Source organism: Dietzia sp. NPDC055877 (genome assembly GCF_053615975.1).
On record NZ_JBSHCV010000016.1, the window covers coordinates 1 to 23978 of the forward strand.

General features: G+C 70.9%; 25 protein-coding genes. 9 read left to right on the plus strand and 16 right to left on the minus strand.

The features are described 5' to 3' along the window. Window positions 1-139: 139 nt before the first annotated feature. Genes ACWGLC_RS14140 through ACWGLC_RS14155 form a run of 4 tightly spaced genes read right to left on the minus strand, consistent with a single transcriptional unit; the run spans window position 140 to window position 3154 of the window. The gene (locus ACWGLC_RS14140; protein ID WP_452100490.1) at window positions 140-1321 is read right to left on the minus strand and encodes an MFS transporter; all 1182 of its coding nucleotides are present in this window, start codon (window positions 1319-1321) and stop codon (window positions 140-142) included. Between the two features lie 26 nt (window positions 1322-1347). Continuing rightward, a complete protein-coding gene (locus tag ACWGLC_RS14145; protein WP_452100491.1) occupies window positions 1348-1998 on the minus strand; it encodes a LysE family translocator in 651 nt (216 codons plus the stop codon). Beyond that, window positions 1995-2639, minus strand: a complete 645-nt coding sequence (locus tag ACWGLC_RS14150; protein ID WP_452100492.1) for a methylated-DNA--[protein]-cysteine S-methyltransferase — start codon at window positions 2637-2639, stop codon at window positions 1995-1997. Before ACWGLC_RS14150 ends, ACWGLC_RS14145 begins: the two co-directional genes overlap by 4 nt. After that, window positions 2636-3154 (minus strand): RNA polymerase sigma factor, encoded by a 519-nt coding sequence (locus ACWGLC_RS14155; protein WP_452100493.1) that lies wholly within the window; start codon window positions 3152-3154, stop codon window positions 2636-2638. Before ACWGLC_RS14155 ends, ACWGLC_RS14150 begins: the two co-directional genes overlap by 4 nt. 227 nt (window positions 3155-3381) lie before the next feature. Between ACWGLC_RS14155 and ACWGLC_RS14160 the strand changes: the two genes are divergently transcribed. Continuing rightward, window positions 3382-4359 carry an esterase/lipase family protein gene (locus ACWGLC_RS14160; protein ID WP_452100494.1) on the plus strand — a complete coding sequence of 326 codons (978 nt, stop codon included), beginning with the start codon at window positions 3382-3384 and terminating at the stop codon, window positions 4357-4359. Window positions 4360-4431: 72 nt separating this feature from the next. On the opposite strand, the gene ACWGLC_RS14165 is transcribed toward ACWGLC_RS14160, so the two are convergent. The 3 genes from ACWGLC_RS14165 to ACWGLC_RS14175 are packed head-to-tail and all read right to left on the minus strand — an operon-like array spanning window position 4432 to window position 6521. Beyond that, entirely contained in the window at window positions 4432-4929 is a 498-nt protein-coding gene (locus ACWGLC_RS14165; protein ID WP_452100496.1) for a hypothetical protein, read from the minus strand. Further along, complete coding sequence (locus ACWGLC_RS14170) at window positions 4926-5321, minus strand: thiamine-binding protein (RefSeq protein ID WP_452100497.1); 396 nt, start codon at window positions 5319-5321, stop codon at window positions 4926-4928. The genes ACWGLC_RS14165 and ACWGLC_RS14170 overlap by 4 nt, the downstream gene beginning before the upstream one ends. A gap of 18 nt (window positions 5322-5339) precedes the next feature. Further along, on the minus strand, window positions 5340-6521 hold the full coding sequence (locus tag ACWGLC_RS14175; RefSeq protein WP_452100498.1) for an LLM class flavin-dependent oxidoreductase: 1182 nt from the start codon (window positions 6519-6521) through the stop codon (window positions 5340-5342). A gap of 209 nt (window positions 6522-6730) precedes the next feature. On the opposite strand from ACWGLC_RS14175, the gene ACWGLC_RS14180 reads away from it, so the two are divergent. From ACWGLC_RS14180 to ACWGLC_RS14195, 4 genes are all read left to right on the plus strand, one after another. After that, window positions 6731-8116, plus strand: coding sequence for a flavin-containing monooxygenase (locus ACWGLC_RS14180; protein ID WP_452100499.1), 1386 nt, complete (start codon window positions 6731-6733; stop codon window positions 8114-8116). Then, the gene (locus ACWGLC_RS14185) at window positions 8113-8784 is read left to right on the plus strand and encodes a TetR/AcrR family transcriptional regulator (protein WP_452100500.1); all 672 of its coding nucleotides are present in this window, start codon (window positions 8113-8115) and stop codon (window positions 8782-8784) included. Before ACWGLC_RS14180 ends, ACWGLC_RS14185 begins: the two co-directional genes overlap by 4 nt. Further along, complete coding sequence (locus ACWGLC_RS14190) at window positions 8781-9722, plus strand: alpha/beta hydrolase (RefSeq protein WP_452100501.1); 942 nt, start codon at window positions 8781-8783, stop codon at window positions 9720-9722. The genes ACWGLC_RS14185 and ACWGLC_RS14190 overlap by 4 nt, the downstream gene beginning before the upstream one ends. A 143-nt stretch (window positions 9723-9865) precedes the next feature. After that, complete coding sequence (locus ACWGLC_RS14195) at window positions 9866-10417, plus strand: YceI family protein (protein ID WP_452100502.1); 552 nt, start codon at window positions 9866-9868, stop codon at window positions 10415-10417. 155 nt (window positions 10418-10572) lie between these two features. Here the strand turns inward: ACWGLC_RS14195 and ACWGLC_RS14200 are convergent, their stop codons facing one another. Then, complete coding sequence (locus tag ACWGLC_RS14200; RefSeq protein WP_452100503.1) at window positions 10573-11166, minus strand: maltokinase N-terminal cap-like domain-containing protein; 594 nt, start codon at window positions 11164-11166, stop codon at window positions 10573-10575. A gap of 230 nt (window positions 11167-11396) precedes the next feature. Between ACWGLC_RS14200 and ACWGLC_RS14205 the strand changes: the two genes are divergently transcribed. Next, the gene (locus ACWGLC_RS14205; protein ID WP_452100504.1) at window positions 11397-11894 is read left to right on the plus strand and encodes a hypothetical protein; all 498 of its coding nucleotides are present in this window, start codon (window positions 11397-11399) and stop codon (window positions 11892-11894) included. Window positions 11895-11971: 77 nt separating this feature from the next. On the opposite strand, the gene ACWGLC_RS14210 is transcribed toward ACWGLC_RS14205, so the two are convergent. The 6 genes from ACWGLC_RS14210 to ACWGLC_RS14235 form a co-directional block, all read right to left on the minus strand. Next, on the minus strand, window positions 11972-13024 hold the full coding sequence (locus ACWGLC_RS14210) for a hypothetical protein (protein ID WP_452100505.1): 1053 nt from the start codon (window positions 13022-13024) through the stop codon (window positions 11972-11974). A gap of 209 nt (window positions 13025-13233) precedes the next feature. Continuing rightward, window positions 13234-14133, minus strand: a complete 900-nt coding sequence (locus ACWGLC_RS14215; protein WP_452100506.1) for an alpha/beta fold hydrolase — start codon at window positions 14131-14133, stop codon at window positions 13234-13236. Window positions 14134-14360: 227 nt separating this feature from the next. After that, window positions 14361-14822 (minus strand): hypothetical protein, encoded by a 462-nt coding sequence (locus ACWGLC_RS14220; protein WP_452100507.1) that lies wholly within the window; start codon window positions 14820-14822, stop codon window positions 14361-14363. A gap of 23 nt (window positions 14823-14845) precedes the next feature. Further along, window positions 14846-16066, minus strand: a complete 1221-nt coding sequence (locus ACWGLC_RS14225) for an AI-2E family transporter (RefSeq protein WP_452100508.1) — start codon at window positions 16064-16066, stop codon at window positions 14846-14848. Between the two features lie 23 nt (window positions 16067-16089). Then, window positions 16090-17451: an alpha/beta hydrolase gene (locus ACWGLC_RS14230; RefSeq protein ID WP_452100509.1), complete on the minus strand. Its 1362-nt coding sequence runs from the start codon at window positions 17449-17451 to the stop codon at window positions 16090-16092. After that, entirely contained in the window at window positions 17448-18209 is a 762-nt protein-coding gene (locus ACWGLC_RS14235) for a phosphatase PAP2 family protein (protein ID WP_452100510.1), read from the minus strand. The genes ACWGLC_RS14230 and ACWGLC_RS14235 overlap by 4 nt, the downstream gene beginning before the upstream one ends. Before the next feature lie 212 nt (window positions 18210-18421). Between ACWGLC_RS14235 and ACWGLC_RS14240 the strand changes: the two genes are divergently transcribed. The 3 genes from ACWGLC_RS14240 to ACWGLC_RS14250 are packed head-to-tail and all read left to right on the plus strand — an operon-like array spanning window position 18422 to window position 22105. Continuing rightward, window positions 18422-20686 carry a catalase gene (locus tag ACWGLC_RS14240; protein ID WP_452100511.1) on the plus strand — a complete coding sequence of 755 codons (2265 nt, stop codon included), beginning with the start codon at window positions 18422-18424 and terminating at the stop codon, window positions 20684-20686. Window positions 20687-20730: 44 nt separating this feature from the next. Then, window positions 20731-21258 carry an SRPBCC family protein gene (locus ACWGLC_RS14245; protein WP_452100512.1) on the plus strand — a complete coding sequence of 176 codons (528 nt, stop codon included), beginning with the start codon at window positions 20731-20733 and terminating at the stop codon, window positions 21256-21258. Window positions 21259-21295: 37 nt separating this feature from the next. Continuing rightward, a complete protein-coding gene (locus tag ACWGLC_RS14250; RefSeq protein ID WP_452100550.1) occupies window positions 21296-22105 on the plus strand; it encodes an alpha/beta fold hydrolase in 810 nt (269 codons plus the stop codon). A gap of 40 nt (window positions 22106-22145) precedes the next feature. Here ACWGLC_RS14250 and ACWGLC_RS14255 read toward each other — a convergent pair whose 3' ends face one another. Continuing rightward, entirely contained in the window at window positions 22146-23009 is an 864-nt protein-coding gene (locus ACWGLC_RS14255) for an alpha/beta hydrolase fold domain-containing protein (RefSeq protein ID WP_452100513.1), read from the minus strand. A 33-nt stretch (window positions 23010-23042) separates the two neighbouring features. After that, complete coding sequence (locus ACWGLC_RS14260) at window positions 23043-23975, minus strand: NAD-dependent epimerase/dehydratase family protein (RefSeq protein WP_452100514.1); 933 nt, start codon at window positions 23973-23975, stop codon at window positions 23043-23045. Window positions 23976-23978: the final 3 nt, after the last annotated feature.

The window sequence follows — 23978 nt, forward strand, 5'->3', positions numbered from 1 at the left end:
GCCACCACATACCCCGATCCAGCCAGGGTGTTGCACTAGCTCCCTGAGACCACCCAGAAGCACCTGCGCCGAACGCTCTTATCAATGAGGTGGCGAGGCGGCGGGGCGGCGGGGCGGCGGGGTGCACCGGGACCGGCGGTCAGCGGAGTTGGCGGGCCGTCAGCGGGATCAGCAGCGCGCACACCACCGCGATCGCGGCGATCCACGGCACCGGCCCGCCGAATCGCGAGAGCTCGGCCAGCACGTACGGGGTGCCCATCCCCAGGTAGGCGATCACGTAGAACACGGCCACGAGCCCGGCGTGATCGCGCGGGCCGGCCTGCAGTTCGACCTCCACCAGCCCCGCGACCAGAAGCGTTCCGTACCCGATGCCCAGCAGCACCGCGACGGGCAACAGCCACAGCGCACGGCCCGGCAGGCCCGAGGCGGCGGCCAGGATCGCGCCGGCGGCCATACCGAGCGAGGCGGCCGCGAGCCCGACGATCGGCGGGCGGGACGCGGGCGCGGTCTCGGCGAGTCGGCGGATCACCGGCTGGATCAGCACGCCGGACCCCAGCGTCACGCCCACCATCACGCCCGCGTACGCGGTGGGCATGCCCCAGGCGTCGCCGCCGAGCAGGTCGGCCAGCACCGCGAACGACATGCTGGCGCAGCCGAACACCAGCCACGCCCACGGCGCCACGCCCAGCAGGAAGCGGCGCCTGCCGGCGCTGGCGGGGAGAAGCGGCGACGGCGCGGTCTGCCCCGAAGGCTGGTACGGATCGGCAGCGTTCCAGGCCGCCACCAGCGCGACGGCCCCCAGGACGAGGTGCGGCACGTACGGCGAGATCATCGGCGCGGGCACCCACTGGCCGATCAACCCGGCGACCAATCCGCCGAGCCCGAACCCGCCCGTCAGGGCGATGGCGGCCCGCCGCGCGCCCGTGCCCGGCGGGTCCCCGGCCGAGAGCTCGCGCACCCAGGCACTGCCTGCCCCGAACGCGGCACCGGAGGCGAGCCCGGCCAGGAACCGGCCGGCGTAGAGCCACAGCGGGTCCTGGGGCCCGAAGAACATGCAGACGGTCGCGACCAGCGACAGCACCAGCACCGGACGCATGAGCACGCGCCGCCCGTTGCGGTCCGACCAGCGGCCCGCCACCAGCAGCGTGGGCAGCAGTCCGACGATGTACACGCTGAACATCGCGGTGACGTCGGACTGTGAGAGCCCCTGGTCGGTGCGGTACAGGAACAGCAACGGCGCGAACTGGTTGGCGCCCCACCCCACGGCGAACACCGCGAGGGCTGCGCGCAGCCAGCTGCGGTGGTCGACGTGAGAATCCATGCAGGAGAACTTAGCCCGCCTCCCGATCAGGCGAGCGCGGCGACCACGAAGGCCACCCCCACGCCGACGAACAGAACGCTGGCCACCAGGTCGACCCACGGCAGCAGCCTGCCGACACGCTCGTTGACCACCCGGTGCGACGCGACCAGCGCGAGCCCGCCGAACCAGGCCAGCGCGACGGCGATCAGCCCCGCGACGATCCCCACCGACGCCACCACCGAGACCTCGCCGCGCAGGAACGGCGTGAGCACGGCGCCGAAGAACACGAGCGCCTTGGGGTTGGCGAGGTTGGTGAGCAGTCCGCGCATGAAGTCGGCCCGCGGCAGCAGGTCGAGCGCGAGCGGGCCGGGCGGCGCTGACGGGGCGGGCGGCGCTGACGGGATCGCACGAGATCGCCACCAGCCGCGCAGTCCGAGCACGCCGAGGGTGGCCAACAGCAGCCCCCCGGAGACCTGGAGTGCCACCATGACCTGCGGGTACACGCGAACGAGCGCCGCGACGCCGGCGAACGCGGCCACGAGCCACACCGACAGTCCGGCGACGATGCCCCCCGCGGTGGCCACCCCCTGTCGCCGTCCGGCGAGGGATCGCTGGAGGACGACGACGACGTCGGGCCCCGGCGAGATGACGGCCACCACCCACACCGCGAACAGCGCGGTCACGGCTGCAGCGGTCACGCGGCAGATTCCATCGCGAGGAGCCGCTGCTTCGCCTCGACGCCGCCGCGGTACCCGCCGAGCCCGCCGTCGGAGCGCAGGATCCGATGGCACGGCCACACCAGCGGGAGCGGGTTGGTGGCGCACGCGGTGCCCACCGCCCGGACGGCGCCGGGCCGGTCGAGTTCCGCTGCGAGTTGCTTGTAGGTGGCGGTCCGGCCGTAGGTGACGTCGGCGAGATGACGCTGAACCTGCCCGCGGAAGCCGGTGGCCAGGCGGGTGTCCAGAGGCAGGTCGAAGTCGCGGCGGTCGCCGGTGAGGTACTCGTCGAGTTGGGCCGCGGCCGCGTCGAGGACCGCCGGGAAGCCGTCCGCGCCCGGCGCGTCGGTACGCAGCACGCGGGGACCCACGCGGGTCGCGAGCATGTCAAGGACCTCGTCGGTGTTCTCGACCTCGAACGCCACGTACACCAGACCGTCGGTGGTCGCCGCCAGGAGGAGCCCGCCGATCGGCGAGTCGACCACCCGGTAGGCCACATCCACCAGGTCACCGCGCACGGCCTCGGCGGCCAGTCGATCGCGCAGATCGGCGATGTCGGCCGGGGCGCCCCGCAGGCGCTCGACTGCGCGCCCGGCCGTGCGGTCGGTGTCGTGATCGGTCATGATTCCTGCTCCTTCACCATCATCCTGCGCAGGGCGGCCACCCCGTCCGACGCGGCGCGCCTGGCCGCCGCCTCCGAACCCCCCGTCAATGCCGCTATCTCGGAATACCGGAGACCGCCCAGATACCTGTAGGCCACACAGACCCGCTGCCGGGCCGGCAGGGCCGAGACGATGGTCCAGATCTCGTGATCGTCGACGGTGGCGGCGGGGTTGTCGTCGTCGTCATTTCCTCCCACGCCACGCGCGTCGAGGAGCGCGAGGTCGTCGGCGCCCCCGCCCGGGGCATCCGCACGCGCGGATGCCCGGACGACATCCACGGCCCGTCGGTGCGCGACCCGGACCAGCCAGGCCTCGACGTTCGTGTCGTCCGGCAGGTCGGGCCACGCGCGCAGTGCCGAGAGGAAGGTCTCGGACCAGGCGTCGTCGGCGTCGGCGCCGGGGCCCAGTACCGCGCGGCAGACCCGCAGGACGGTGGGGCCATGGCGCTGTACCGCCGCGTCGAAGGCTGACCTCATGGGCCCGATTCTCCCCTCCTCGTCCGGTGGCCCGCGCGGGGCCGTTCAGGAGGTAGTCGCGTCCGGCGGCATTTCCGTGAGGTGGCGGGGCGTCCGAAGGGGCTGCGCGCGCGAGGGCCGCGGCGGGTGGCCGATCGACCAGGCAGATTCTCAGGCCGCGTCTGTTCACTTTCGCGCGAGCGGCTCGCATACTGTGTTCAGCCTCACTTCTCCCCCTCGGAGCCGTCATGTTGTTCCCCCGCCGTTGCGCCTCGCTTCCCTCTCGCTCCCGGCTGGCCGGTCTGATCGCCGCCGCCGCGCTCGCGATCCCGCTCGTGGCCGGGCCCGGGGTGGGCGTCGCGACCGCGCAATCGCTGGAGGAAGGTGCGATCGGGGAACAGGTGCGCGCGCTCGAGGAGTCCGAGGAGTTCGGCCACCACGTGACCGCTGCCCTCAACGGCGCCAACGGCCCGCTCGGCGCGCCGGGCCCGCCCGCCGTCGTGGACACGCCGGTCAACTGCCGGCCGACGCCCGCGCATCCGCGGCCGGTCATCCTCGTGCACGGCACCTTCGACAACGGCCCCAACACCATGCCGCGTTTCGGCGTACCGCTGCAGCAGCAGGGCTTCTGCGTGATCGCTCCGACGCTCGGCGCGTACGCCGCCAAGCCGGAGCGGGGCGGGCTCGACTCGATCGTCGGGGCCTCTGGCCCGCAGCTCGCCGGGGTGATCGACCACGTCCGGGCGGTGACCGGGGCCGAGCAGGTCGACCTGGTGGGTTACTCGCAGGGCGCGGCGATCGCCGGCTACACCACCAAGATGCTGCGACCGGGTGCTGTCGGGCGCGTGGTGTCGGTCGGCGGTTTCTGGGGTGGCAACCATGGCGGGCTCGTCCCCGACGGCCTCCCGTCCGAGACCGCGGTCGCCGGACTGTGGGCCGCCAACCTGCGCGGACTCGCCGAGCTGGCGCCGCACAGCCCGATGCTCGTGGCGTGGAACGGCCTCGAGGGCAGCCCGTATCTGCCGGGGGTCGACTACACGATCATCGCGACGCGCGGCGACGAGCTGCTGCCGCCCGAGCGCAGCTTCGTCGCGGGGCCGGGCGTCCGGACCGTTGTCTCCGAGGACGCGTGCGGCGGCGGGCCGACGAGCCATGCCGGGATGTCAGTGGACCCGCGTACGCACGCGCTGGTGTCGCAGGCACTCGGTGGGGCGGGCGGCTGCTGACGGCCGACGGCGGTCGCGCGGCAGTTGGCCTGTCCAGGCTGCGGCCCGAAAGGTCTGGATCGACCCGGCGGATCAGGCGTTATCGCGCGGCTGCTCCTGCTTGTCTCCCCGTTTGTGCGCCTGCATGAGCTCGTAGGCGTCACGCAGGCCCAGGCCCGGATGCGCCACCCGCAGCCGGCGGACGGTGTCGACTTCTCCTGCCGCCTGCTGCGCGGTGGCCTCCACCTCCGCGGACGAGATGCCGGCGACGATGCGCTGCGAACGATCTTCGGCGGCACCGGCGAACCACCACTGGTGGGCGGCCGAGGCGAAGAGCAACGCCGCGAGCGCGCCCCACAGCAGGAAATCGACCACGGACGCGTCCTCCGAGAACACCGTGCCTCCGAGCACGACCAGCGCACCTATCCCGCCGGCCAGCGTGGTCACCGTGTACGCGATGGTCTGCCCGCTCCGCCTGCGCCGCGCACCCGTCTCGGTCGCGACCTCACCCACAGGGCGCTGGCCAGCAGTGTCGGGCGACTGCGCGAGCGAGTGCCCGAACGAGTGCTCGGCGGAGCCACCGGAGGTCATCGGCGGGCTGCCTCGTCGTCGTCGGGCCCGGAAGCCCCGCCACCCCCGGCGCCGGAAGCGCCGGCCTCGCCGCCCCCGGAGGCGTCGTCCGAGCCCGCGAGCCGACGCTCGACCCTCTCGACCTTGCCCGCGATCTCCCCGCTGCGCCCCGGCCGCAGGTCCGCCTTGAGCACCAGGCTGACCCGCGGCGAGATGGCCAGGACGGCGTCGGTCGCGGCGCGGATCACCGGCATGACCTCGTCCCACTCGCCCTCGATGGTGGTGAACATCGAAGTGGTCTCGTGGGGCAGGCCCGAGTCGCGGACGACGCGCACGGCTTCGGCCACCGCCTCGCTCATGGAGGCGGTCTCGTCAGCGGTCGTGGTAGGGGCTACGGAGAACGCGAACAGCATGCGCACACCGTAAACCCGTCAGAGCCTCGAGACGGCCTGGGGTACCCCGGGTGTGAACCCGGCCTCAGTCAGAAGCTCCCGGACACGCGGGATGACCTTACGTCCGTAGAGGTCGATGGAGGTCATGAGGTCCTCGTGCGGGGTGGGGCCGGAGGCGTACTTGAGGTCGAAGCGGTCCAGACCGAGCGTGCGCACGGTGGTGGCGATCTTCTGCGCGACCGTCTCGGGCGAGCCGACGTACAAGGCGCCGGAGCGGGCCTCGCGGTGGAAGTCGGCCTCACCGGCGTCTCCCCACCCGCGCCCGCGGCCGATCTGGTTGCGGTTGGTCAGCCAGTGCGGCATCGCGAGTTCGGCGGCCTTGGCGTCGGTCTCGGCGATGAAGCCGGGCGAGTGGACGGCGATCGGCAACCGCGGCGCGTCGGCGCCGGCGAGCTGGGCGTTGGCCTCGCGGTAGAGGTCGGCGAACGGCGCGAACCGGCCGGCGGATCCGCCGATGATCGCCAGCATGAGCGGCTGCCGGTAGCGGGCCGCGCGCACCACGGACTCGGGACTGCCGCCCACCGCGATCCAGGACGCCAGGCCGCCTTCGGTCTCGGGGTAGACGCGCTGCTGCACGAGCGGCGGCCGCAGTTCGCCGGACCACGTGACGGGTTCCTCCGGCAGCAGCGCCGAGAACAGGTCGAGCTTCTCGCTGAACAGCTGCTCGTACTGCTGTAGGTCGAGGCCGAAGAGCGGGAAGGATTCGGTGAACGAGCCGCGGCCCAGCACCACCTCGGCGCGGCCGTTCGAGAGGGCGTCGATGGTGGAGAAGCGCTGGAAGACGCGGATGGGGTCGTCGCTGGACAGCACGGTCACGGCCGAGCCGAGGGTGATGCGCTCGGTACGGGTGGCGATGCCGGCCAGCACCACGTCGGGGGCGGAGACGGCGAAGTCGGGCCGGTGGTGTTCGCCGATCCCGAACGCGTCGACGCCCACCCGGTCGGCGAGGACGCCCTGCTCCACCACGTCGCGCAGGACCTGCGCGTGGTGGACGGGGCGACCGCCCGAGTCGACGGTGATGTCGCCGAAGGTGTCGAGACCGAGGGCGACCTGCCCCGGGGCGACGCCGTGTGCGGGGGGCACCGGGACCGAGGTGGGCGACGACGATGACGACGACGAGGTGGTACCGGCGGAACCGTGAGCGGAGGCGGAGGAGTTCATACCGCCACCCTAGGTGATGCGTCAACCAGATTGATGCCACCGGCCCGTCCGTCGCATGGCGCCGATACCTGCGCTTCAGCCGCACCCTCGGGCCGTTCCCGTGCAGAATGTAGGTTGTTAACGCTCGTCAACAACGGCCATAATGTGATATATGCCATAGTTGCCGAGCATTTGTTCGCGCTCGGGCATCCCTGCCGAAGAGGTTTTCTATGACATCCACCCCTTCCGTCGCCGTGATCGGTGCGGGCATCAGCGGGCTGACCTCGCTGAAGATGCTCAAGGATTACGGGATCGAGGCCGTGTGCTTCGAGGCGTCGGACCGGATCGGCGGCAACTGGGCCTTCAACAACCCCAACGGCAGCTCCAGCGCGTACCGGTCGCTGCACATCGACACCTCCAAGCACCAGCTGAGCTTCCGTGACTTCCCGATGCCGGAGGAGTTCCCGGACTTCCCGCACCACACCCAGATCAAGCAGTATCTGGACGACTTCGCGGACGCGTTCGACCTGCTGGGCTCGATCGAGTTCGAGACCCGCGTCGCGCACGCCGAGCGCCTGGCCGACGGCGGCTGGGAGCTCACGCTCGAGCGCACCGGATCCGCCGCGGGCGAGGCCGGTGGCCGCCACACCCGCCGATTCGACCTGCTGGTGGTGGGCAACGGGCACCACTGGGATCCGCGCTTCGCCGACTTCCCGGGCGAGTTCACCGGCGAGACGATCCACTCGCACGCCTATATCGACCCGTGGGACCCGCTGCACCTGATGGACAAGAAGATCCTCGTGGTGGGGATCGGCAACAGCGCGGCGGACATCGCGGTGGAACTCTCGTCCAAGGTCATGCGCAACGAGGTGGTGCTGTCCACCCGCTCGAGCGCGTGGATCGTGCCGAAGTACATCGCCGGAAAGCCGGCCGACAAGTACTTCGCCACGCTGCCGTACATCCCGTACTCGTGGCAGCGCAAGGTCATCCAGGCGATGCAGCCCATGTCGGCGGGCACCCCGGAGTCATACGGCCTGCCCAAGCCCAACCACAAGTTCTTCGAGGCGCACCCCACGCAGTCGGTCGAGCTACCTCTGCGCCTGGGCTCGGGGGACGTCGCCGCCAAGGGGGACATCGCACGCCTCGACGGCCGGACCGTGCACTTCGCCGACGGCACCAGCGGAGATTTCGACGTGATGATTCAGGCCACCGGCTACAACACCACGTTCCCGTTCTTCGACCGCGAGTTCCTCAGCGCGGACGCCCACAACCACATCCCGCTGTACAAGCGGATGTTCTCCCCCGGCATCGACGACCTCGTATTCGTGGGCTTCGCCCAGTCGACGCCCACCCTGTTCCCGTTCGTCGAGGCGCAGGCCAGACTGGTGGCAGCGTGGGCCGCCGGCCTGTACGCCACCCCGGATATCGAGGAGATGCGCCGCGTGATCGTCGAGGACGAGAAGAAGTACATCGGCCACATGCTGGACACCCCCCGGCACCAGCAGCAGGTCGACTACTTCCTGTACGAACACGACATGCGCACCGCGGAGATCCCCCGCGGACTTGAGCGCGCTCGGGCACGCCGCGCCACCGCCTCGGCGCGGGTGACGGCATGAACCCCGCGGCCCCGTCGGGCAGCACCTCCCCCCGCGGCGACCGGCGCCGCGAGGACATCCTCTCCGCCCTCGACGAGCGCCTGAAGACCACCGCGCTCGACGACATCTCGGTCGCCGACCTCACCGAGGCGGCGGGCATCACCCGATCGGCGTTCTACTTCTACTTCGACTCCAAGGCCGCTGCGGTGTCCATGCTGCTGGTGGTGGTGAACAAGGAGGCCGGCGAGGCCATCGACATCATCGTGGGCGGCGAGGGCGACTTCCGCCGACGCGTGTCCGCCGGGCTCACCCGGCTCATCGACCGGGTGCTGGAGGTCGACCACATCTACCGCGCCCTGCTCACCGCGCGCACCAAGCACGAGCCGACGCGCGAGATGTGGGATGCCGGACGCCGCTATAACGCCGAGCCGGTCGCCGACTTCATCCGCGCCGAACGCGCAGCCGGCCGCGCCCCCGAGGGTGCCGATGCCCAGAGCCTGGCCGAAGGCCTGATGCAGCTCAATCAGCAGATCCTCGAGCGCGTCGTCTACGAGCCGGAGGCGCCACGGGATGCGCTCCTGACCATCACCACGGACATGTGGGTCCGCACCGTCTACGGCCGTATCGACCCGGCCGTCGACCCCTCCGGCGCGACGGTTGCCGCCTTGACCGCCGGAAGCGCCGAATGACCAGCCCCGTCGATGTCACGTTCCGGTCCGGCACCGGCCGCGAGGCCGCGGACTGCCGCGGCTGGTTCCTGCCCGCCTCCGTTCCGGCCGGCCGGGTCGACGACGGGCCCGAACCCGGCGGCGGCCCGCGCCCCTGCGTCGTGCTGGCCCACGGCCTGGGCGGCACCGCCGACTCGGGGCTGATGCCGTTCGCCGAGGCGTTCGCCGCCGCCGGGTACGCCGCCCTCGCCTTTGACTACCGCGGCTTCGGTCGCTCGGACGGCGGGCCCCGCCAGGTCGTCTCGCCCGCGCGCCAGCAGGAGGACTACCGCGCCGCGATCGCCGCGGCGGCCGCCCAGCCCGGCGTGGACCCGGAGCGGATCGTACTGTGGGGCTGCTCGCTGGCCGGCGGGCACGTCCTCGAGGTGGCCCGCGGACGCGAGGACATCGCCGCCGTGATCTCCATGATCCCGCTGGTCGACGGCCGTGCCGCGGCCATGGCGGCCGCGAAGCAACACAAGCCCGCCGCCCTCCTGCGGGCCACGGGCACCGCGCTCGCCGCGAAGGCCGTCGCCGCGACGGGCCGCCCCGAACCCATGGTCCCGCTGGCCGGCCCGCCCGGCTCGACCGCGCTGCTCTCCCTCGAGGGCTACGAGGAGGCCTACACGTCCGTCGCGGGCCCGACCTGGCGCAACGAGGTGGGCGCCTCGATCGGCACCGAGCTGGGCTCGTTCCGGCCCGCCCGGCATGCGGACGACCTCGTCGTCGTCCCCCTGCTCGTCCAGATCGCCGACCTGGACCGGAGCGCCCCACCGCACGCCGCCGCGACGGCCGCGTTCGCCGCGCGCGCCGAGGTGCGGCACTACCCGGGCGACCACTTCGACCTGTTCGCCGGGCGCCCCTGCCACGACCGCGCGGTGCGGCACGCCGTCCACTTCCTGCGGCGGCACGTGGGCTGAGACCGGGACCCGGCGCGCGTACGGTGTGAGGCACACCACAACTCCACTTGTTGACACGTCACCCAATCAGTCCTACTGTTGGTGACACAACAACAAGAAGTTGCCCGGCTCCACAGCCGGGGTCAACCCCACAAGGAGTCACCATGACCGCTCAGCTCAACGACCTCACCGGCACCTGGACCCTCGACGACACCCACACCCGTCTGGGCTTCGTCACCCGCCACGCGATGATCACCAAGGTGCGCGGCTCGTTCAACGACTTCACGGGCACCGTCACCGTGCCGGAGAGCGGCATCAGCGGCGCCGAGGCCAAGGTCACGATCAACGCCTCCTCGATCGACACCCGCAACGCCGACCGCGACGGCCACCTCAAGTCGAACGACTTCTTCGACATGGAGACCTACCCGGAGATCACCTTCAACTCCACCAAGATCGCCCCGAACGGCGACGGCGGCGTCGACGTGACCGGCGACCTCACCATCAAGGACACCACCAAGTCCGTCACGGTTCCCTTCACCTACGAGGGCACCGCCACCGACCCGTTCGGCAACCAGCGCGCCGGCTTCGAGGGCTCGACCGTCATCCAGCGCAGCGACTTCGGCCTGAGCTGGAACGCCGCGCTCGAGACCGGCGGCGTGCTGGTCTCGGAGAAGGTCACCCTCGAGATCGAGATCTCGGCCATCAAGAGCGCCTGACCTGCCTATTCGCGGCTCGCACCGCACCCCGGCCCAGAGCCGGACGACACCGCCCACCCGCAGAACGCGGGTGGGCGGTGTTCTTCATTGCGCGCGGCGTGGCCTGGCGGCGCGGCCCGGTCCGAGCGGTGCGGCGCCGCGCGAGGAGTCGCCGATCAGTCGACGACGACGAGGACCGCCGTATGGGAACCGTCCACGTCCTGCCAGGTCCCGCTGAGCGTGCCGGGCGAACCGATGAGCGGGCGGTCCGCCTCGGCGTTGTTCTCCTCGGAGATCACACGGATGACCTGCGGGGCGTCCACGCCCTCGGCCGGGCCGTCGCCACCGCCGCGGATGTTGACCGGCGACGGGGTGATCGCGCCGTCCTCCATCTGCACGTGGTCGGCAGCGGTGTCGCGGTGACTGATCACCCGGCGCACCTCCGTCTTGTAGACGGGGTCGGCGGGCGCGTCGTACACCCAGCGACGACCGAGGACCGAATGCTCCATCGTGCCGACCAGGGAGTCGGCGGCACCGTCCAGCTCGGCACCGCGGTAGGTCACGGGGACATGGAAGGTGTTCTCGCCGTCGGACAGCAGGAACGACTCCATGCCGACCTCGCCGGCCGGGTCGACGAACCGGTACGCGGTCACCTGCTCGAGGCGCTCCGGGTCACCGTCGAACCACGACTGGTGGCGAACCCACGACCGGAGCAGGTCGAGCTTGCCCGGGTCGAGGACGGCGTCATAGATCTCGGCGGTTCCACTCATGCGCTAAGAATCCCCCACGATGCGCGGTCCGGCAAACAGATGGGCCGCCGGGTGGGTCGGTGAAGAAGAATTCCCCGGGCGGGCATTCGCGCTGTCCACGGCCGCTGCACGCCCGGTCAGGGCCGCCTCGGATGTGAGTACGGTCACTGCACCGCGGCGCGATGGCCGATACGGTCGCCGCCATACCCCCGGGGATGCTCCCTGGTGGCCCCGACGGAAGGTAACGCACGATGAAGAAGACCATTGCCGTGATCGGCTCCGCCGCCGCCCTGTCCTTCGCCGGTGCGGGCCTGGCCGCCGCCCAGGACGTCGACACTCTCGATGACGACACCGGCGCCCCCCAGGGCGTGCAGGTCGAGACGACCCAGAACGACGACGAGCCCGGTGACGGAGAGAACGGGAACGACGACGAGGTCGACACCCCCGAGGAGGTCTCCGACATCGCCATGCAGCTCTGCGGCACCATCTCGGCCTACGACTTCCTCGGCTCGGCGGGTAGCTTCGTCCCCGGCCTCGAGGGCGAGGAGTGCGAGGCCAACGCCGACGCTGCGATCGAGGCCGCGATGAGCGGTGACATCGGTGGCGCGCTCGATATCCTGCGCGGCATCGAGGCCGAGCTGCCCGACGACGCCGTCGACACCGGCTCGGCCGGCCTCCTGGACGGGTTCGACTCGCTGAGCGGCGCCCCCGAGGGTGACGACGCGGGCGACGCCGAGCCGGTGGCCTGACCTCTTCGGTGAGGTGATCGCCGCCCGGCGGATCTCTCATTGAGCCCCGGCAGGCGTGAGTTCACGGCTGCCGGGGCTCAGTGGTGCCCGCGGAGTTCCTCGAGCATCTGGCGGGAAATACGGATGGACTGGTCCAACTGATCCGATACCCGGGTGGTGTGGCCGATCGAAAACTCGGAGGAGGCCCTGCCGACCTCCAGCATGTCCATCGCGCTGCTGATCTCGTCGACCCTGCCGAACTTCGCGGCTCGTTCAGTGTCAATGTCGACCTGCTCAAGCGACATCCTGTAGCGGTCCAGCACTGCGAGCCGGTCCACCATCGACATCCTCACCGAGCTGAGCCTGGCCCGTTGCGTGGTCAGCGCGTGGGCCAGAATTTTGTCCTCGCTTCCCGTGAGACTCGCGATCGACGTGCCCAGTTCCTCCATCTGACGGAGCTGGTCGCCGATGTCATGCTGCTCGAGGTCCAGATCCAACCTGCCTGCGACATCAGATCGCCAGGCCTCTGTCGCGGAGATCCCGTCGGCGAGGTCGAGGAACCGCTGCATCATGAGCGCCTCGGGCGTCAGAGGCTCGAGCTCAACCCGCGGAGGCGGGGGCCCTGGCAGCAGGAACCGCTGGGCCACCGCCAGCACGACGATCACCACCGGGGCTGCGAGCCCGATCAACACGAGCTCCGCAGGAATCGGGAGCAGGATTCCTGCGGCTACGATCCCGACGCAGTAAGCGATTAACAGCAGCATCGCCGAGACGACCTTCAGTCGGCGCAGGCGACGTTCACGACGCCCGGCCTTCACCCACCGCTTCAGCCGGTCATCACGCTCTCCGGGGAGTTCGAACCACCGGGCGGGGCTCGATACCCTGTGGTCGTCGATATCCCTGATCGCTACGAGCTCGTCGAGCCGGGCTTGGTTGGTGTCGAGGTTCTCCTTGATCTCGGCGGTCAGGAGCATCTCCAGCTCGTTGCGTGCGCGATCGAGCGGTACATCGTTCCACTTGGGGACCGTCCACGCCTGATAGCGCCGATTCAGGTCGCTGACCTGTTGGGGTCGGCTGCGGGAATCCGACGAGCCACCGACCTCACCGCCACTGTCGTCCACTCGCGCGGCCTTCGACGATCCCTTAGCCATCTGCCAGCATCCTCCAGTTGTCACGGACTCAACATGAGAGTATCCCCGACCTCCGACACCAGCCCGACACCATGCATCACACGGTTACGCGCCGTTCCTGGTCCATAGAGGGCGCGTAAGTCAACGATTCCCCGGCAAAGAGGACGCGCACCCCGGCCGGTCGGAGGACCGCCGGTGGGCGGGGCCGGGCGGGCAGAGGCGAGCCGGACTCAGCGCTGCGGCGCGCCCGCCGAGACCAGCTTTCCGAGCGCCTCGTGGCCGATGTATCCGGGCTCGGTGGAGGTCATGAAGTCCAGGAGAACCCGCTCGACCGCTGCCGGGTCCTCGACGTGCGGGTAGTGGCCGACGCCGGGGATGATCGCCAGGCGGCTGCCCGGGATCGCCTCGTGCGTGGCGTGCCCGTGGGAGACGGGGATGATCGGGTCGCGGTCGCCCCAGATCAGCTGGACCGGTAGCTGCCCGGCCAGGTGGAACCGGTTGGCGGCGGACACGGCCTGGCCCGTGTTGTCGACCACCGCGCGCAGCGTCTTGAAGAACGCCCGCCGGTGCCCGGGCCGGCCCAGGGACTCGAACGCCGCCCACGACTCGTCCATCGCGGCGGCGCGGACGCCCTTGTCCTGGAGGAAGCGGCGTACGGACTTGCCGGCGTTGACGAACACCGGCGCCGCGGCGCCGGAGAGCAGGAATCCGGCACCGGGCACGGCCAGCATCCGCAGGATCCAGCTGACCTCCTTGCCCAGGCCGCCGCTGTCGATCAGCGCGATCCGCTCACAGAACTCCGGGTACTGGTAGACGAACTGCAGGGCGACACCGCCACCGAGCGACTGTCCGATGATCGTGCACCGGGTGACGCCCTTGACCACCAGCAGGTCCCGCAGCGCCGAGGCCATGGAGCCGAGCGAGTAGTCGTCGAACTCGAGCGAGCTCTCACCGTGGCCCGGCAGGTCCGGGGCGATGACATGGAAGTGGTGTTCGAGGCGGGGAATCATCTCCCGCCAGGTGTTCGAGCTTCCGGCCATCCCGTGGATGAGCAGCACCGTCGGCTTGCCCTCACCGGCGCCCGCCTCTCGATAAGCCAGTTCTCGGCCGTGAATCATCGTGGTCTGCATGGTCACACTCCCTTGAGGGAGGCACTCCGCGCCGTATCTCGTCGCAAGGACTGCCTGGAACCCATTCTGCCCCGTTCGCGGGCCGCCATGCAGTTCTCCCCATCACACTCCGGGCCTGGTCGAGCTGAGAAGTTCCCGCAGGTCAGCACCATGCAGCGTCACCTATCGGATGTCACGCCGCCTATCGGGTCCCATAGGCGGCGCGCGATCGGATAGGTGGCGCAGGATCAGGCCGTCGGACCGAACGCCCGAACCAGCCGGCGATGCCGGTGTGAGAACAACGCGCCCACGATCGCGCGCACGACCGGCCCGGGCAGCAGCGCGCGGGGCTCGGCCCGCAGGGTGTCGGTGACGCGGGTCGAGCCGCCCGGGAGTTCCTCGAGTGCACGATGGTGCTCCCACACCCGGCACGAGCCCAGGCGGGAGCGCTCACGGAAGAACCACGGCTCCTCGAGTTCGACGATCACCAGATCGTCGAACTCCACCGGCAGCAGCCCGGCCAGCCGGATCCACGCCCGCCCGAGCGGCCGGCCCAAGGGCACGTCCGCGATCGACCGGCCCTCGAGCGCCGCCGGGAAACGCATGGTCAGCAGCGGGCCGAACTCGTGGGCCACGCCGGCCACCGTGACGACCCGGGCCCACACCTGCTCCCGTGGGGCATCGACGACGCTCGAGCGCACCACCTCCACGGCCCGCACCCCGGCCCGCCCCGTCAGCGGCCCGCGGGCCCCGGGCCCGAATCCGCACCCGAATCCGCCCCGGTGTCCGTGCCGGGGGTGGGGGCCTCGTCGTCGTCGTGCTCGTGCTCGTGGTCGTGCGGGTGATCGGGCCCGGACAGGTCCCCCAACGACGGCAACACACCCGGCCCGGTGTCCCGGTTGGCCAGGTACCTGACGATCGAGTTGGCCATCGCGGTGATGGGCACCGCGAACAACGCACCGAGGATGCCGAACAGGTACGTACCGCCCGCCACCACGAGGATCACCGCGAGCGGGTGCAACGCCACCGCGTGACCCATGAGCAGCGGCTGAAGCACGTGCGACTCGGTCAGGTGCACCACCACAACGATCGCGAGCATGATCAGTGCGACGCCCAGCCCCCGCTCGACCAGCGCCAGCACCGTGGGGACCATCCCGCCGACGAGGGTGCCCACGATCGGCACGAACGAGGCTAGGAACACCACCACGACGATCGGGATGACGAACGGCACCCGCAGGATCACCGCGCCGATGCCCACCCCGGCGGCGTTGATCGCGGCCACCGCGAGCTGCGTGCGGGTGTAGGCGCCCAGACTGGTCCAGCCGTGGCGGAACGCGATGTCGAAGTGCTCACGGCTCGCGGCCGGCATCCAGCGGACGAAGAACATCCACAGCTTCTCTCCCTGATAGAGGAAGAAGAACAGCGAGACCAGGCAGATGAGTGCGCTTGCGACGGACTCCACCGCGGTGTGGCCGACGTGGACCGCGCCCGTGGCCAGCAGGTCGGAGTGGTGGGTGAGCCAGCCGCGGGCCTGATGCACGGCCTGCTCGAGGCGGTCGGCGGTGAGATGGAGCGGCCCGTCCTCGAGCCACCGGATCGCCAGGTCGGTGCCGGAGGCGATCCGATCGCGCATCCGGGGGACCCCCGAGGCGAGCTGGGAGGCGACCAGGGCGAGCGCGGTGACCACCGCGGCGAGGACCCCGACGACGACGACGACGGCTGCCATCACCCGCGGCACCCGGTCCGGAATCCGATTGACGAGGGGCCTGAGCATGGCGGCCAACAGCACCGCGATCGCCACCGGGCCGACGATCAACGCCAGCCGGCCGATGCCCTCCCCGATGAGCCACGCGCCGGCGGCGATGAGCAGCAGGCACACCGACCAGGCCGCGGCCAGACGGACCGGGTACGGCAGGTGGTCACGCGCGATGCGAACGGGGGCCTCTGTGGTCATGAAGAGCAGCTTAGGCGGGGCGCTCAGGCGATGAGCCCCATTCGCCGCGCCAGCCACGGCAGCTCCAGGCGCAGGCCTTCGGACCACACGGCGTAGCTGTGCCCTCCGGGCAGTTCGGCGTAGCGGACGTCCGCACCGGCCCGCATCGTGGCGTCGTGGAGCGCGCGCACGCCCGGCCCGTACTCGGCGTCGTCGGAGCCCACGACGAACGCGCCGGCGAGGCCGGGGAACGGCCGGCTCGCGAGCAGGTCGGCGGGGTTCGCGGCCCGGAACGCCTCGGCGTCGCCGCCGAAGAAGCGGGCGACGGTCTCGGCGCGCGTGCCGACGGTCGGCTCCGCCTGGGCGGACATGGCGAGGAAGTTCGGGTAGACCTCCGGCTCGGTGAGCGCGAGCTGGAGAGCACACGTCCCGCCGAAGGACAGCCCGCCGATCGCCCAGGCCCCCGGGTCCTCATCCACCTGCAGGGTGGCGCGGATCCACCCGGGAACGTCCCGGGCGAGGTAGGTGTGCGCGTTTCCCTGCGGCGAGTCCACGCACAGTGTGTTGGCCAGCGACGATCCGATCGGGTCGGCCACCACGATCACCGGGGCGAGTCCGGCGTGGTCGGCGGCGAACTCGTCGGCCACCACCGGTAGGCGGCCCGAACGGACCCAGTCCTCGGGGCCGCCGGGCTGCCCGGCCATGAGCACCAGGACCGGCAGAAGCGGCCGCGGCTCGGTGAAATAGGCGGGCGGCAGATAGACCTGGGCCGGGCGGGCCTCGAATCCCGAGGCGGTCCCCGGGATCGGGGTCTCGACCACCGCGCCGGTCCCCGGCATCCCCGACGGCGGTGTCCACACGGACTCGAGCGTGACCCCCGGCCCGAGGTCCCCACCGACCGTCGCCGCCGTGCGGCCGGTGACCTGCTCGAGCAACATGGTCCGGTACTCCCGCAGGCCCAGCAGCGTGCCGACCGAGGAGAACTCGGCGTAGACACGGTTGACGTGCCCGGCCGCCGCCACCACGACGAGCAGCAGGGCCACGACCGCGGCGACCGCCCGCCACGGTCGGCGAGCCCGTGCCTCCACCGCGGCGCCGCGGACCCCCAGCAGCACACCGAGCAGACCCACCCCGATCCACAGGTAGACCCCGGGCGGGATCGCGTCGGGGAACGGCCGCAGCACCTTCTCCACGAGCAGCGCACCGACGAGCGTGACGACGGCCGCGATGAGGACCGACAGCGGCAGCACCCGGGACCACCACCGGCGGGCTCCGCCGCCCGTCGAGCCGAGCGCGCCGAGCACCACCGCGCCCACGACGAGCGCCGCCCACACCGCGATGAGACCGGGAACCCCGAGGAGCGGGCCGCTGAGCGGGGGGTCGGCGGCCGCCTGCACCCACGTCACGGCGCCGCGCCCCCGGCCGGTCCCACTCCCTCGGGCGACCCGCCGACCGGTCCGACCCACGGCCCGGGGCGGCCCGCCCTACGCCGACGGGACGCACCGTCCAGCACCATCACGACGACCGTCACCCACAGCACCGCCACGCACCAGCCGGCGAGGATGTCGCTCGGGAAATGCACGCCCAGATAGATGCGCGAGAGACCCACCACGAGCACGTACACCGCCCCCACGACGATCGCGGCCCACCGCCACCGGGTCGACCAGGCGATCACGACGAGGGACGCCGCGAGCGACATCGACGCCATGGCGTGACCGCTCGGGAACGAGTACGAGTGCTCCACCACCAGGTGCTCCCAGAAGTCCGGCCGGTCCCGTTGGAAGACCGCCTTCAACGCCGTGTTGAGCAGGGCCGACCCGATGACCGCGGCCGCGAGCAGGGCCGCATCCCGGCGACGACCACCCCGCCACAGCAGCCCGGCCCAGACGACCGCGATGATCGGCACCACCACGAGACCGCCCAGTTCGGTGGCCGCCATCATCGTCGTCGTCACCACCGGCGACGCGCGCTCGTTAAGCCACACCATGATCGAACGGTCGTAGGGCAACGCACCGAAGGTCACCACGTCGGAGGCCAGGCTCACGAACACCAGCAAGGGCAACAGGAACATCAGTCCCGCGACCGCGAGATGCAGCCAGGAGCGGGGCGGCGGCGCAGGTTCCGCGGGTGAGCCATGCGGGTCGGACAGGGACGGGGTCGGCACCTCACCGACCCTATTACCAGCGGCCCGCCCCGGGGGCGTGTCGGCGGGGCCGACGCAGAATACGCCTCCCACAGTCCGTCCGCGACTGGTTGCGCGCCGCGGCAGGAGTGGCACAGTGACTGGCCACCGGGCCTGCACCGGCCCGGCGTACACACGACCACGACGAGAACCGTCCCTGCCGCGTGAGCGGGTCGGCTCAGCGAAGGAGCATCGTGTCCGCCAAGAAGCCCGACCCCCGAAATGCCGCCGAGAAGCTCGTCGACAAGGCCGAGAAGGTCGCTGACGACCTCACCGACGCCCTCTCGCCCCGCGACGACGTCGTCCCCGGCGCGCCCGGCTCCGAGCCGCCGAGCGTCGACGAGCCGACCGAACCCACCAACCCGCTGCCGCCCAAGCCGGACCAGAAGGGGGCCACCCCGCACAGCCCCACGGGCGCGCCGTCCAAGGACAGCGAGGACGCGCAGCGTCAGCAGGGCGCGTACCTCACCACCGCCCAGGGCGCTCGGTTGTCCGAGACCGACCACTCGCAGAAGGCGGGCCGTCGCGGACCGACCCTCCTGCAGGACCATCACCTGCGCGAGAAGATCATGCACTTCGACCACGAGCGGATCCCCGAGCGCGTGGTCCACGCCCGCGGTGCCGGCGCCCACGGGGTGTTCACGGCCAACGGCGCCGCCGCCAGCGTGTGCCGTGCGGGCCTGTTCGCGGAGGGTAAGGAGACCGAGGTCTTCGTCCGCTTCTCCACCGTGCTCGGCTCGCGCGGGTCCGCCGACACCGTCCGCGACACCCGGGGATTCGCCACCAAGTTCTACACCGACGAGGGCACGTGGGACCTGGTGGGCAACAACATCCCGGTGTTCTTCATCCAGGACGCCATCAAGTTCCCGGATGTCGTCCACGCCGGTAAACCGCACCCGGACCGCGAGATCCCCCAGGCGCAGTCCGCGCACGACACCTTCTGGGACTTCGTCTCCCTGCACACCGAGGCGCAGTTCCACACCATGTGGAACATGTCGGACCGCGGCATCCCCCGCTCGTTCCGGATGATGGAGGGCTTCGGCGTCCACACGTTCCGCCTCATCAACGCCGCCGGCGAGACGAGTCTGGTCAAGTTCCACTGGAAGCCCCACCTCGGCGTGCACTCACAGCTCTGGGAGGAGGCCCAGCTCGCCGGCGGCATGGACCCCGACTTCCACCGCCGCGACCTGGCCGACGCGATCGAGGCCGGCGCCCACCCGAGCTGGGACCTGGGCATCCAGGTGTTCCCCGACACCGTGGACTCCGACGGGGTGAGCGAGATGTTCCACGGCATCGACCTGCTCGACCCGACCAAGATCGTGCCCGAGGAGCTGGCGCCGGTGCAGGTGATCGGCACCATGACGCTGGGCGCCAACCCCAAGAACTACTTCGCCGAGACCGAGCAGGTGGCCTTCCACCCCGGCCACCTGGTCCCGGGAATCGACGTGACCAACGACCCGCTCCTGCAGGGCCGCCTGTTCTCCTACCTGGACACGCAGCTCTCGCGCCTGGGCGGCCCGAACTTCGGGCAGATCCCCATCAACCGTCCGCACGCGCCGGTCAACGACATGCTCCGCGACGGCATGCACCAGACCGCCGACCACGTGGGAGTGGCCCCCTACCGGCCCAACAGTCTCGACGGCGGCTGTCCCTTCCTGGCCGGCACCGCCGACGGCGCCCTCGTGGAGGTGGCCCAGGAGATCGCCGACGCCCAGATCGAGCGTCGGGCGCCGGCCAGCTTCGACGACCACTTCTCCCAGGCCACCTTGTTCTGGGCGAGCCTCACAGAGGTCGAGAGGGAGCACACCGCGGCTGCGTACACCTTCGAACTGGGCAAATGCTACGAGGAGGCCGTCAAGATCCGACAGGTCGAACAGCTCGCGCATATCGACCATGGCCTCGCCACCACCGTCGCGCAGGGGCTGGGCCTGCCGGCACCGGCCGAGGTGCCGGTCGCCGAGGTCGTGACCAGCCCGGCGCTGTCGCAGGTCGGTCGTGAGTGGCCGACCGACGGGCGGCAGATCGGTATCCTCGTCAGCGCCGACTCCGACGTGGCCGCTGTCGCGGAGATCCAGCAGGCCGTGTTCGGGGCCGGGATGGTGCCTCTGGTGATCGCCGCCACGGGCGGCACACTCGGCGGCGATGACCCGGACGCCGACGACGCCCCCAAGGTGACGATCTCGCGAACCTATCGGACACAGCGTTCGGTGGAGTTCGACGCCCTCGTCGTCGTCGACCTCCCCGCCGACCCGCACTCCGACATCCTCATCAGCGAGATGTACCGGCACAAGAAGGCCCTCGCCACCCTCGTCCCGATCGACCGGTACGGCGAGTTCGAGATCACCTCCTCCACCCCGGGAGTGGTCGAGGTCGGCGCGGCGGCGGACGTGCTCCCCGCGCTGACGCCACTGCTGGCCGCGCACCGGGCGTGGGACCGGCCGGACCCCGCGCGGGTCTGAGGGACGGTCTCCGACGGGCCGGTGCCCGGGGTAGCGTCGCCGACATGACGGACAGCGAACAGCACGGCTCGTCCCACGGCGATGCGAATCCCGGGTACCGGCTCGAGGCCCGGCGGGTCATCCCCGCTCCTCCGCAGGAGGTGTTCGCGGTGTTGTGCGATCCGGACGGGCACGTGGCGATCGACTCCTCCGGGATGCTCCAGTCGGCCGAGGGCGCGCAGGTCACCGCGGTCGACGATCGGTTCGTGGTCCACATGGACCGCGAGTCGCTCGGCGACTACGACCTCGGGCACTACGACGTCACCGTGATCATCACCCGCTTCGATCCCGGCGCGGAGATCGCCTGGACCATCGACGGCGCCATCGAGCCCCCGATCGGCCACACGTACGGGTACCGTCTCACCCCGGTCGACGCGGGTTCCGCCACCGAGGTCGTCAGCTACTACGACTGGTCCGAGGCGCACCCGGAGTGGCGCGACTCGGGTGTCCTGCCGGTGCTCGACGCGTCGGCGCTCAAAGCCACGCTCGGGATCCTCGAGCGGGCCGTCCGGAGGGGGTACGTCCGTGGCTGAGTCACGACCGAAGGAGATCTACGTCGAGCGTGGCGGCATGGAACTGCGCGCCGTCGACTCGGGACCGGCGGACGGCGAGCCGGTCGTTCTTCTGCACGGCTTCCCGCAGCGCGCCACCAGCTGGGACCGCGTCACGCCGCTGCTGCATGCCGACGGACTGCGGACGATCGCGCTCGACCAGCGCGGCTACTGCGCCTCCGCCCGGCCCCGCGGCCGGCGCGCGTACCGGATCTCGGAGCTGGTCGGCGACGTGATCGCGCTGCTCGACGCGGCCGGTCTGGCCGACGCCCACGTGGTGGGGCACGACTGGGGCGCCGCCGTCGCGTGGGGCCTCGCCGGCAACCACCCCGAGCGTGTCCGTTCGCTGACCGCGGTCTCGGTCCCGCACCCGGCGGCGTTCCTCAAGTCGATGGTGGTCTCCGACCAGCTGCTGCGGTCCTGGTACATGGGCTTCTTCCAACTGCCGCTGCTGCCGGAGCTGGTCCTCACCTCGTCCGGGCCGCTACCCGCCCGGGCACTGGCCGGGATGGGGATGACCCGGGACATGATCGAGCGCTACCGCGCGGAGATGGTCACCGACGGCGCCGTCCGCGGCGGCCTGGGCTGGTACCGGGCGCTGCCCTTCGCCTCGCCCCGAGGCGCGACCGCGCGGGTGCGGGTGCCCACGACCTTCGTGTGGAGCGACAACGACGCGGCACTCGGCCGCGGCGGCGCCGAACTCACCGAGCGGTACGTGGACGCCGACTACCGGTTCCTCGAGATGAACGGGGTCAGCCACTGGATCCCCGACGAGCGGCCCGTCGAGCTGGCGGAGACGATCGTCGCGCGGGCCCGCGACGCGGTCTAGGCGCGCGAGGGAGCCGGCAAGAGGGAGCCCGGACCTCGTTTCAGACAGCGTCCGCCCTGCCCGCGACGAACCGGACACATGAGGCGATCGAGGCATGCGCTACATCGCTGTCCGGGTAGATCAACGGCCAGGTGTGACCCTGATCCGCCAATATCTCCAGAGTGCAGCTGACGTTGTTTCTCGCCAGCGACTCGGCGAAATCCAGAGCATCTCCGGTCAAGGCCTCGTTCGTGCCCACCTGGATGAGAGTGGAAGGAAAGGCGGAGTGGTCCGCTAGGAGCGGCGACGCCAACGGTTCATCCTGGGGGGCACCCTGAAGGTAGTCCTCCCGCGCGGATTCGGCCGTCGCGCGCGAGAAGAAGACATCGCTTGAGGACTCGTAGTACGGCGAGATACACCGGAGGTCCAGCCACGGGGACATCAACATCAATCCCGCGGGCCCGCGCATTTCGCTCTTCCCGACGGTGGCAGCCACTGCGGCAGCCAGCCCCGCACCTGCGGAATCTCCGGCCAGGACCACCGGCCGACTCGTCATGGTGGCGAGTTCCCAGTACACCGCAACCGCGTCGTGAAGGCCGGCGGGAAACGGGCTTTCGGGCGCCAGGCGGTATCTCGGTAGGACGACCCTCGCGTTCGCGCCCGCCGCCAGCGCCGCCCCGTAGGCGTTGTATGCCTCCGGGCTGCCCATCCGGTATCCGCCACCGTGGAGATACAGGATGGTCACCGACCCTTCCGGGTTGAGGATCCGGCACTGGACGTCCGCGATCTCGGTGGTTTCGGACGAGACCTCTAGGCCCGGGGCGATCTGCGTCGGCGCGAACATCGCCCGACGTTCCTGAAGCTCCGGGGGCGCCGGGCGTCCCGGCCGCAGAGGGGGCAACCCGTCGTGGATCGTGTTCGGCATCAGGTCTCCCAGGTTGTCTTCTGAATGGGTCGGTCAAGTGTTCAGCGGCTGGACTAGACGCTCGGGGTGACGACTGGCGATCGTGCGCCGCAGCCCCTCCCGCCAGTCCACGGTGCAGGGCCCCGTTATCGACATACGCCGCGTCGTATCCGCGATCGAACCTCGCAGGGTTCCCTCGATCGGCTCCACCTCGACGGTCGCCTCGACCCCCATCAATTCGCCGGCGTATGCCGTCCACTCCTGGGCGCTGACCGGCTCGTCGCCACCCCAGTTCACGATGGTGGCCGGGATCGTCGCAGCCTCGAGCAGCGCGCTCACCTGCGCATTGATGTCGTCCTCGTAGATGGGGCTGTACATGCACGGATCCCACCGGGTGGTCACGGTCCGCCCCTCGGCCACGGCATCGGCATGCATGGCGGGAAGTCCGCCGTTCGGCCCGAACGAGGCGTTCATCCGCGCGATGGTGACCGGTAGGTCGAACGCCCGGGCGGCGAGCCTGGCGGTCGCCTCCTGACTGATCTTCGACACCGAGTACGTCGGAGCATGCGTGCTGTTGCACTCCCCCAGCGGCGACTGCTCGGTGAACACATACATCGGGTCGTCCTGCGGCCGGTACACCGAGTGCGTGGACATCACCAGCGCACCCTTCGCCTTGCGGCAGTGCCTGAGCAGCAGCCCGGTTCCCTCGGCGTTCGCCGTGATCGCGGCGTCGTAGTCCCAACCCGGTGACTGGTCGGCGGCCAGATGGACCACATAGGTGAAATCGTCCGGGACGTCGGTGAAGTCGCCTTCGCCGATATTGCACGCCACCGGGGTGATCCCCGCCTCTGACACCTGCTCACGGGATCCGGCCCGGCTGAAGCGCGCCAGCCCCCACACCTCGTTCCCCCCTGCCAGCAGTCTCGCGATGGGCAGGGCAATCTGACCGGTGACGCCGGTGACCAGAATCTTCTCGCCGTTCAACACCTA

Excerpts from the sequence above, each read along its gene's own strand:
- ACWGLC_RS14175 (WP_452100498.1), bottom strand. The coding sequence starts at position 6,521 with ATGAACTCCTCCGCCTCCGCTCACGGTTCCGCCGGTACCACCTCGTCG.
- ACWGLC_RS14185 (WP_452100500.1), top strand. The coding sequence starts at position 8,113 with ATGAACCCCGCGGCCCCGTCGGGCAGCACCTCCCCCCGCGGCGACCGG.
- ACWGLC_RS14200 (WP_452100503.1), bottom strand. The coding sequence starts at position 11,166 with ATGAGTGGAACCGCCGAGATCTATGACGCCGTCCTCGACCCGGGCAAG.
- ACWGLC_RS14180 (WP_452100499.1), top strand. The coding sequence starts at position 6,731 with ATGACATCCACCCCTTCCGTCGCCGTGATCGGTGCGGGCATCAGCGGG.
- ACWGLC_RS14205 (WP_452100504.1), top strand. The coding sequence starts at position 11,397 with ATGAAGAAGACCATTGCCGTGATCGGCTCCGCCGCCGCCCTGTCCTTC.
- ACWGLC_RS14215 (WP_452100506.1), bottom strand. The coding sequence starts at position 14,133 with ATGCAGACCACGATGATTCACGGCCGAGAACTGGCTTATCGAGAGGCG.
- ACWGLC_RS14255 (WP_452100513.1), bottom strand. The coding sequence starts at position 23,009 with ATGCCGAACACGATCCACGACGGGTTGCCCCCTCTGCGGCCGGGACGC.
- ACWGLC_RS14210 (WP_452100505.1), bottom strand. The coding sequence starts at position 13,024 with ATGGCTAAGGGATCGTCGAAGGCCGCGCGAGTGGACGACAGTGGCGGT.
- ACWGLC_RS14225 (WP_452100508.1), bottom strand. The coding sequence starts at position 16,066 with ATGACCACAGAGGCCCCCGTTCGCATCGCGCGTGACCACCTGCCGTAC.
- ACWGLC_RS14245 (WP_452100512.1), top strand. The coding sequence starts at position 20,731 with ATGACGGACAGCGAACAGCACGGCTCGTCCCACGGCGATGCGAATCCC.
- ACWGLC_RS14150 (WP_452100492.1), bottom strand. The coding sequence starts at position 2,639 with ATGACCGATCACGACACCGACCGCACGGCCGGGCGCGCAGTCGAGCGC.
- ACWGLC_RS14165 (WP_452100496.1), bottom strand. The coding sequence starts at position 4,929 with ATGACCTCCGGTGGCTCCGCCGAGCACTCGTTCGGGCACTCGCTCGCG.
- ACWGLC_RS14155 (WP_452100493.1), bottom strand. The coding sequence starts at position 3,154 with ATGAGGTCAGCCTTCGACGCGGCGGTACAGCGCCATGGCCCCACCGTC.
- ACWGLC_RS14170 (WP_452100497.1), bottom strand. The coding sequence starts at position 5,321 with ATGCTGTTCGCGTTCTCCGTAGCCCCTACCACGACCGCTGACGAGACC.
- ACWGLC_RS14195 (WP_452100502.1), top strand. The coding sequence starts at position 9,866 with ATGACCGCTCAGCTCAACGACCTCACCGGCACCTGGACCCTCGACGAC.
- ACWGLC_RS14190 (WP_452100501.1), top strand. The coding sequence starts at position 8,781 with ATGACCAGCCCCGTCGATGTCACGTTCCGGTCCGGCACCGGCCGCGAG.
- ACWGLC_RS14250 (WP_452100550.1), top strand. The coding sequence starts at position 21,296 with ATGGAACTGCGCGCCGTCGACTCGGGACCGGCGGACGGCGAGCCGGTC.
- ACWGLC_RS14160 (WP_452100494.1), top strand. The coding sequence starts at position 3,382 with ATGTTGTTCCCCCGCCGTTGCGCCTCGCTTCCCTCTCGCTCCCGGCTG.
- ACWGLC_RS14140 (WP_452100490.1), bottom strand. The coding sequence starts at position 1,321 with ATGGATTCTCACGTCGACCACCGCAGCTGGCTGCGCGCAGCCCTCGCG.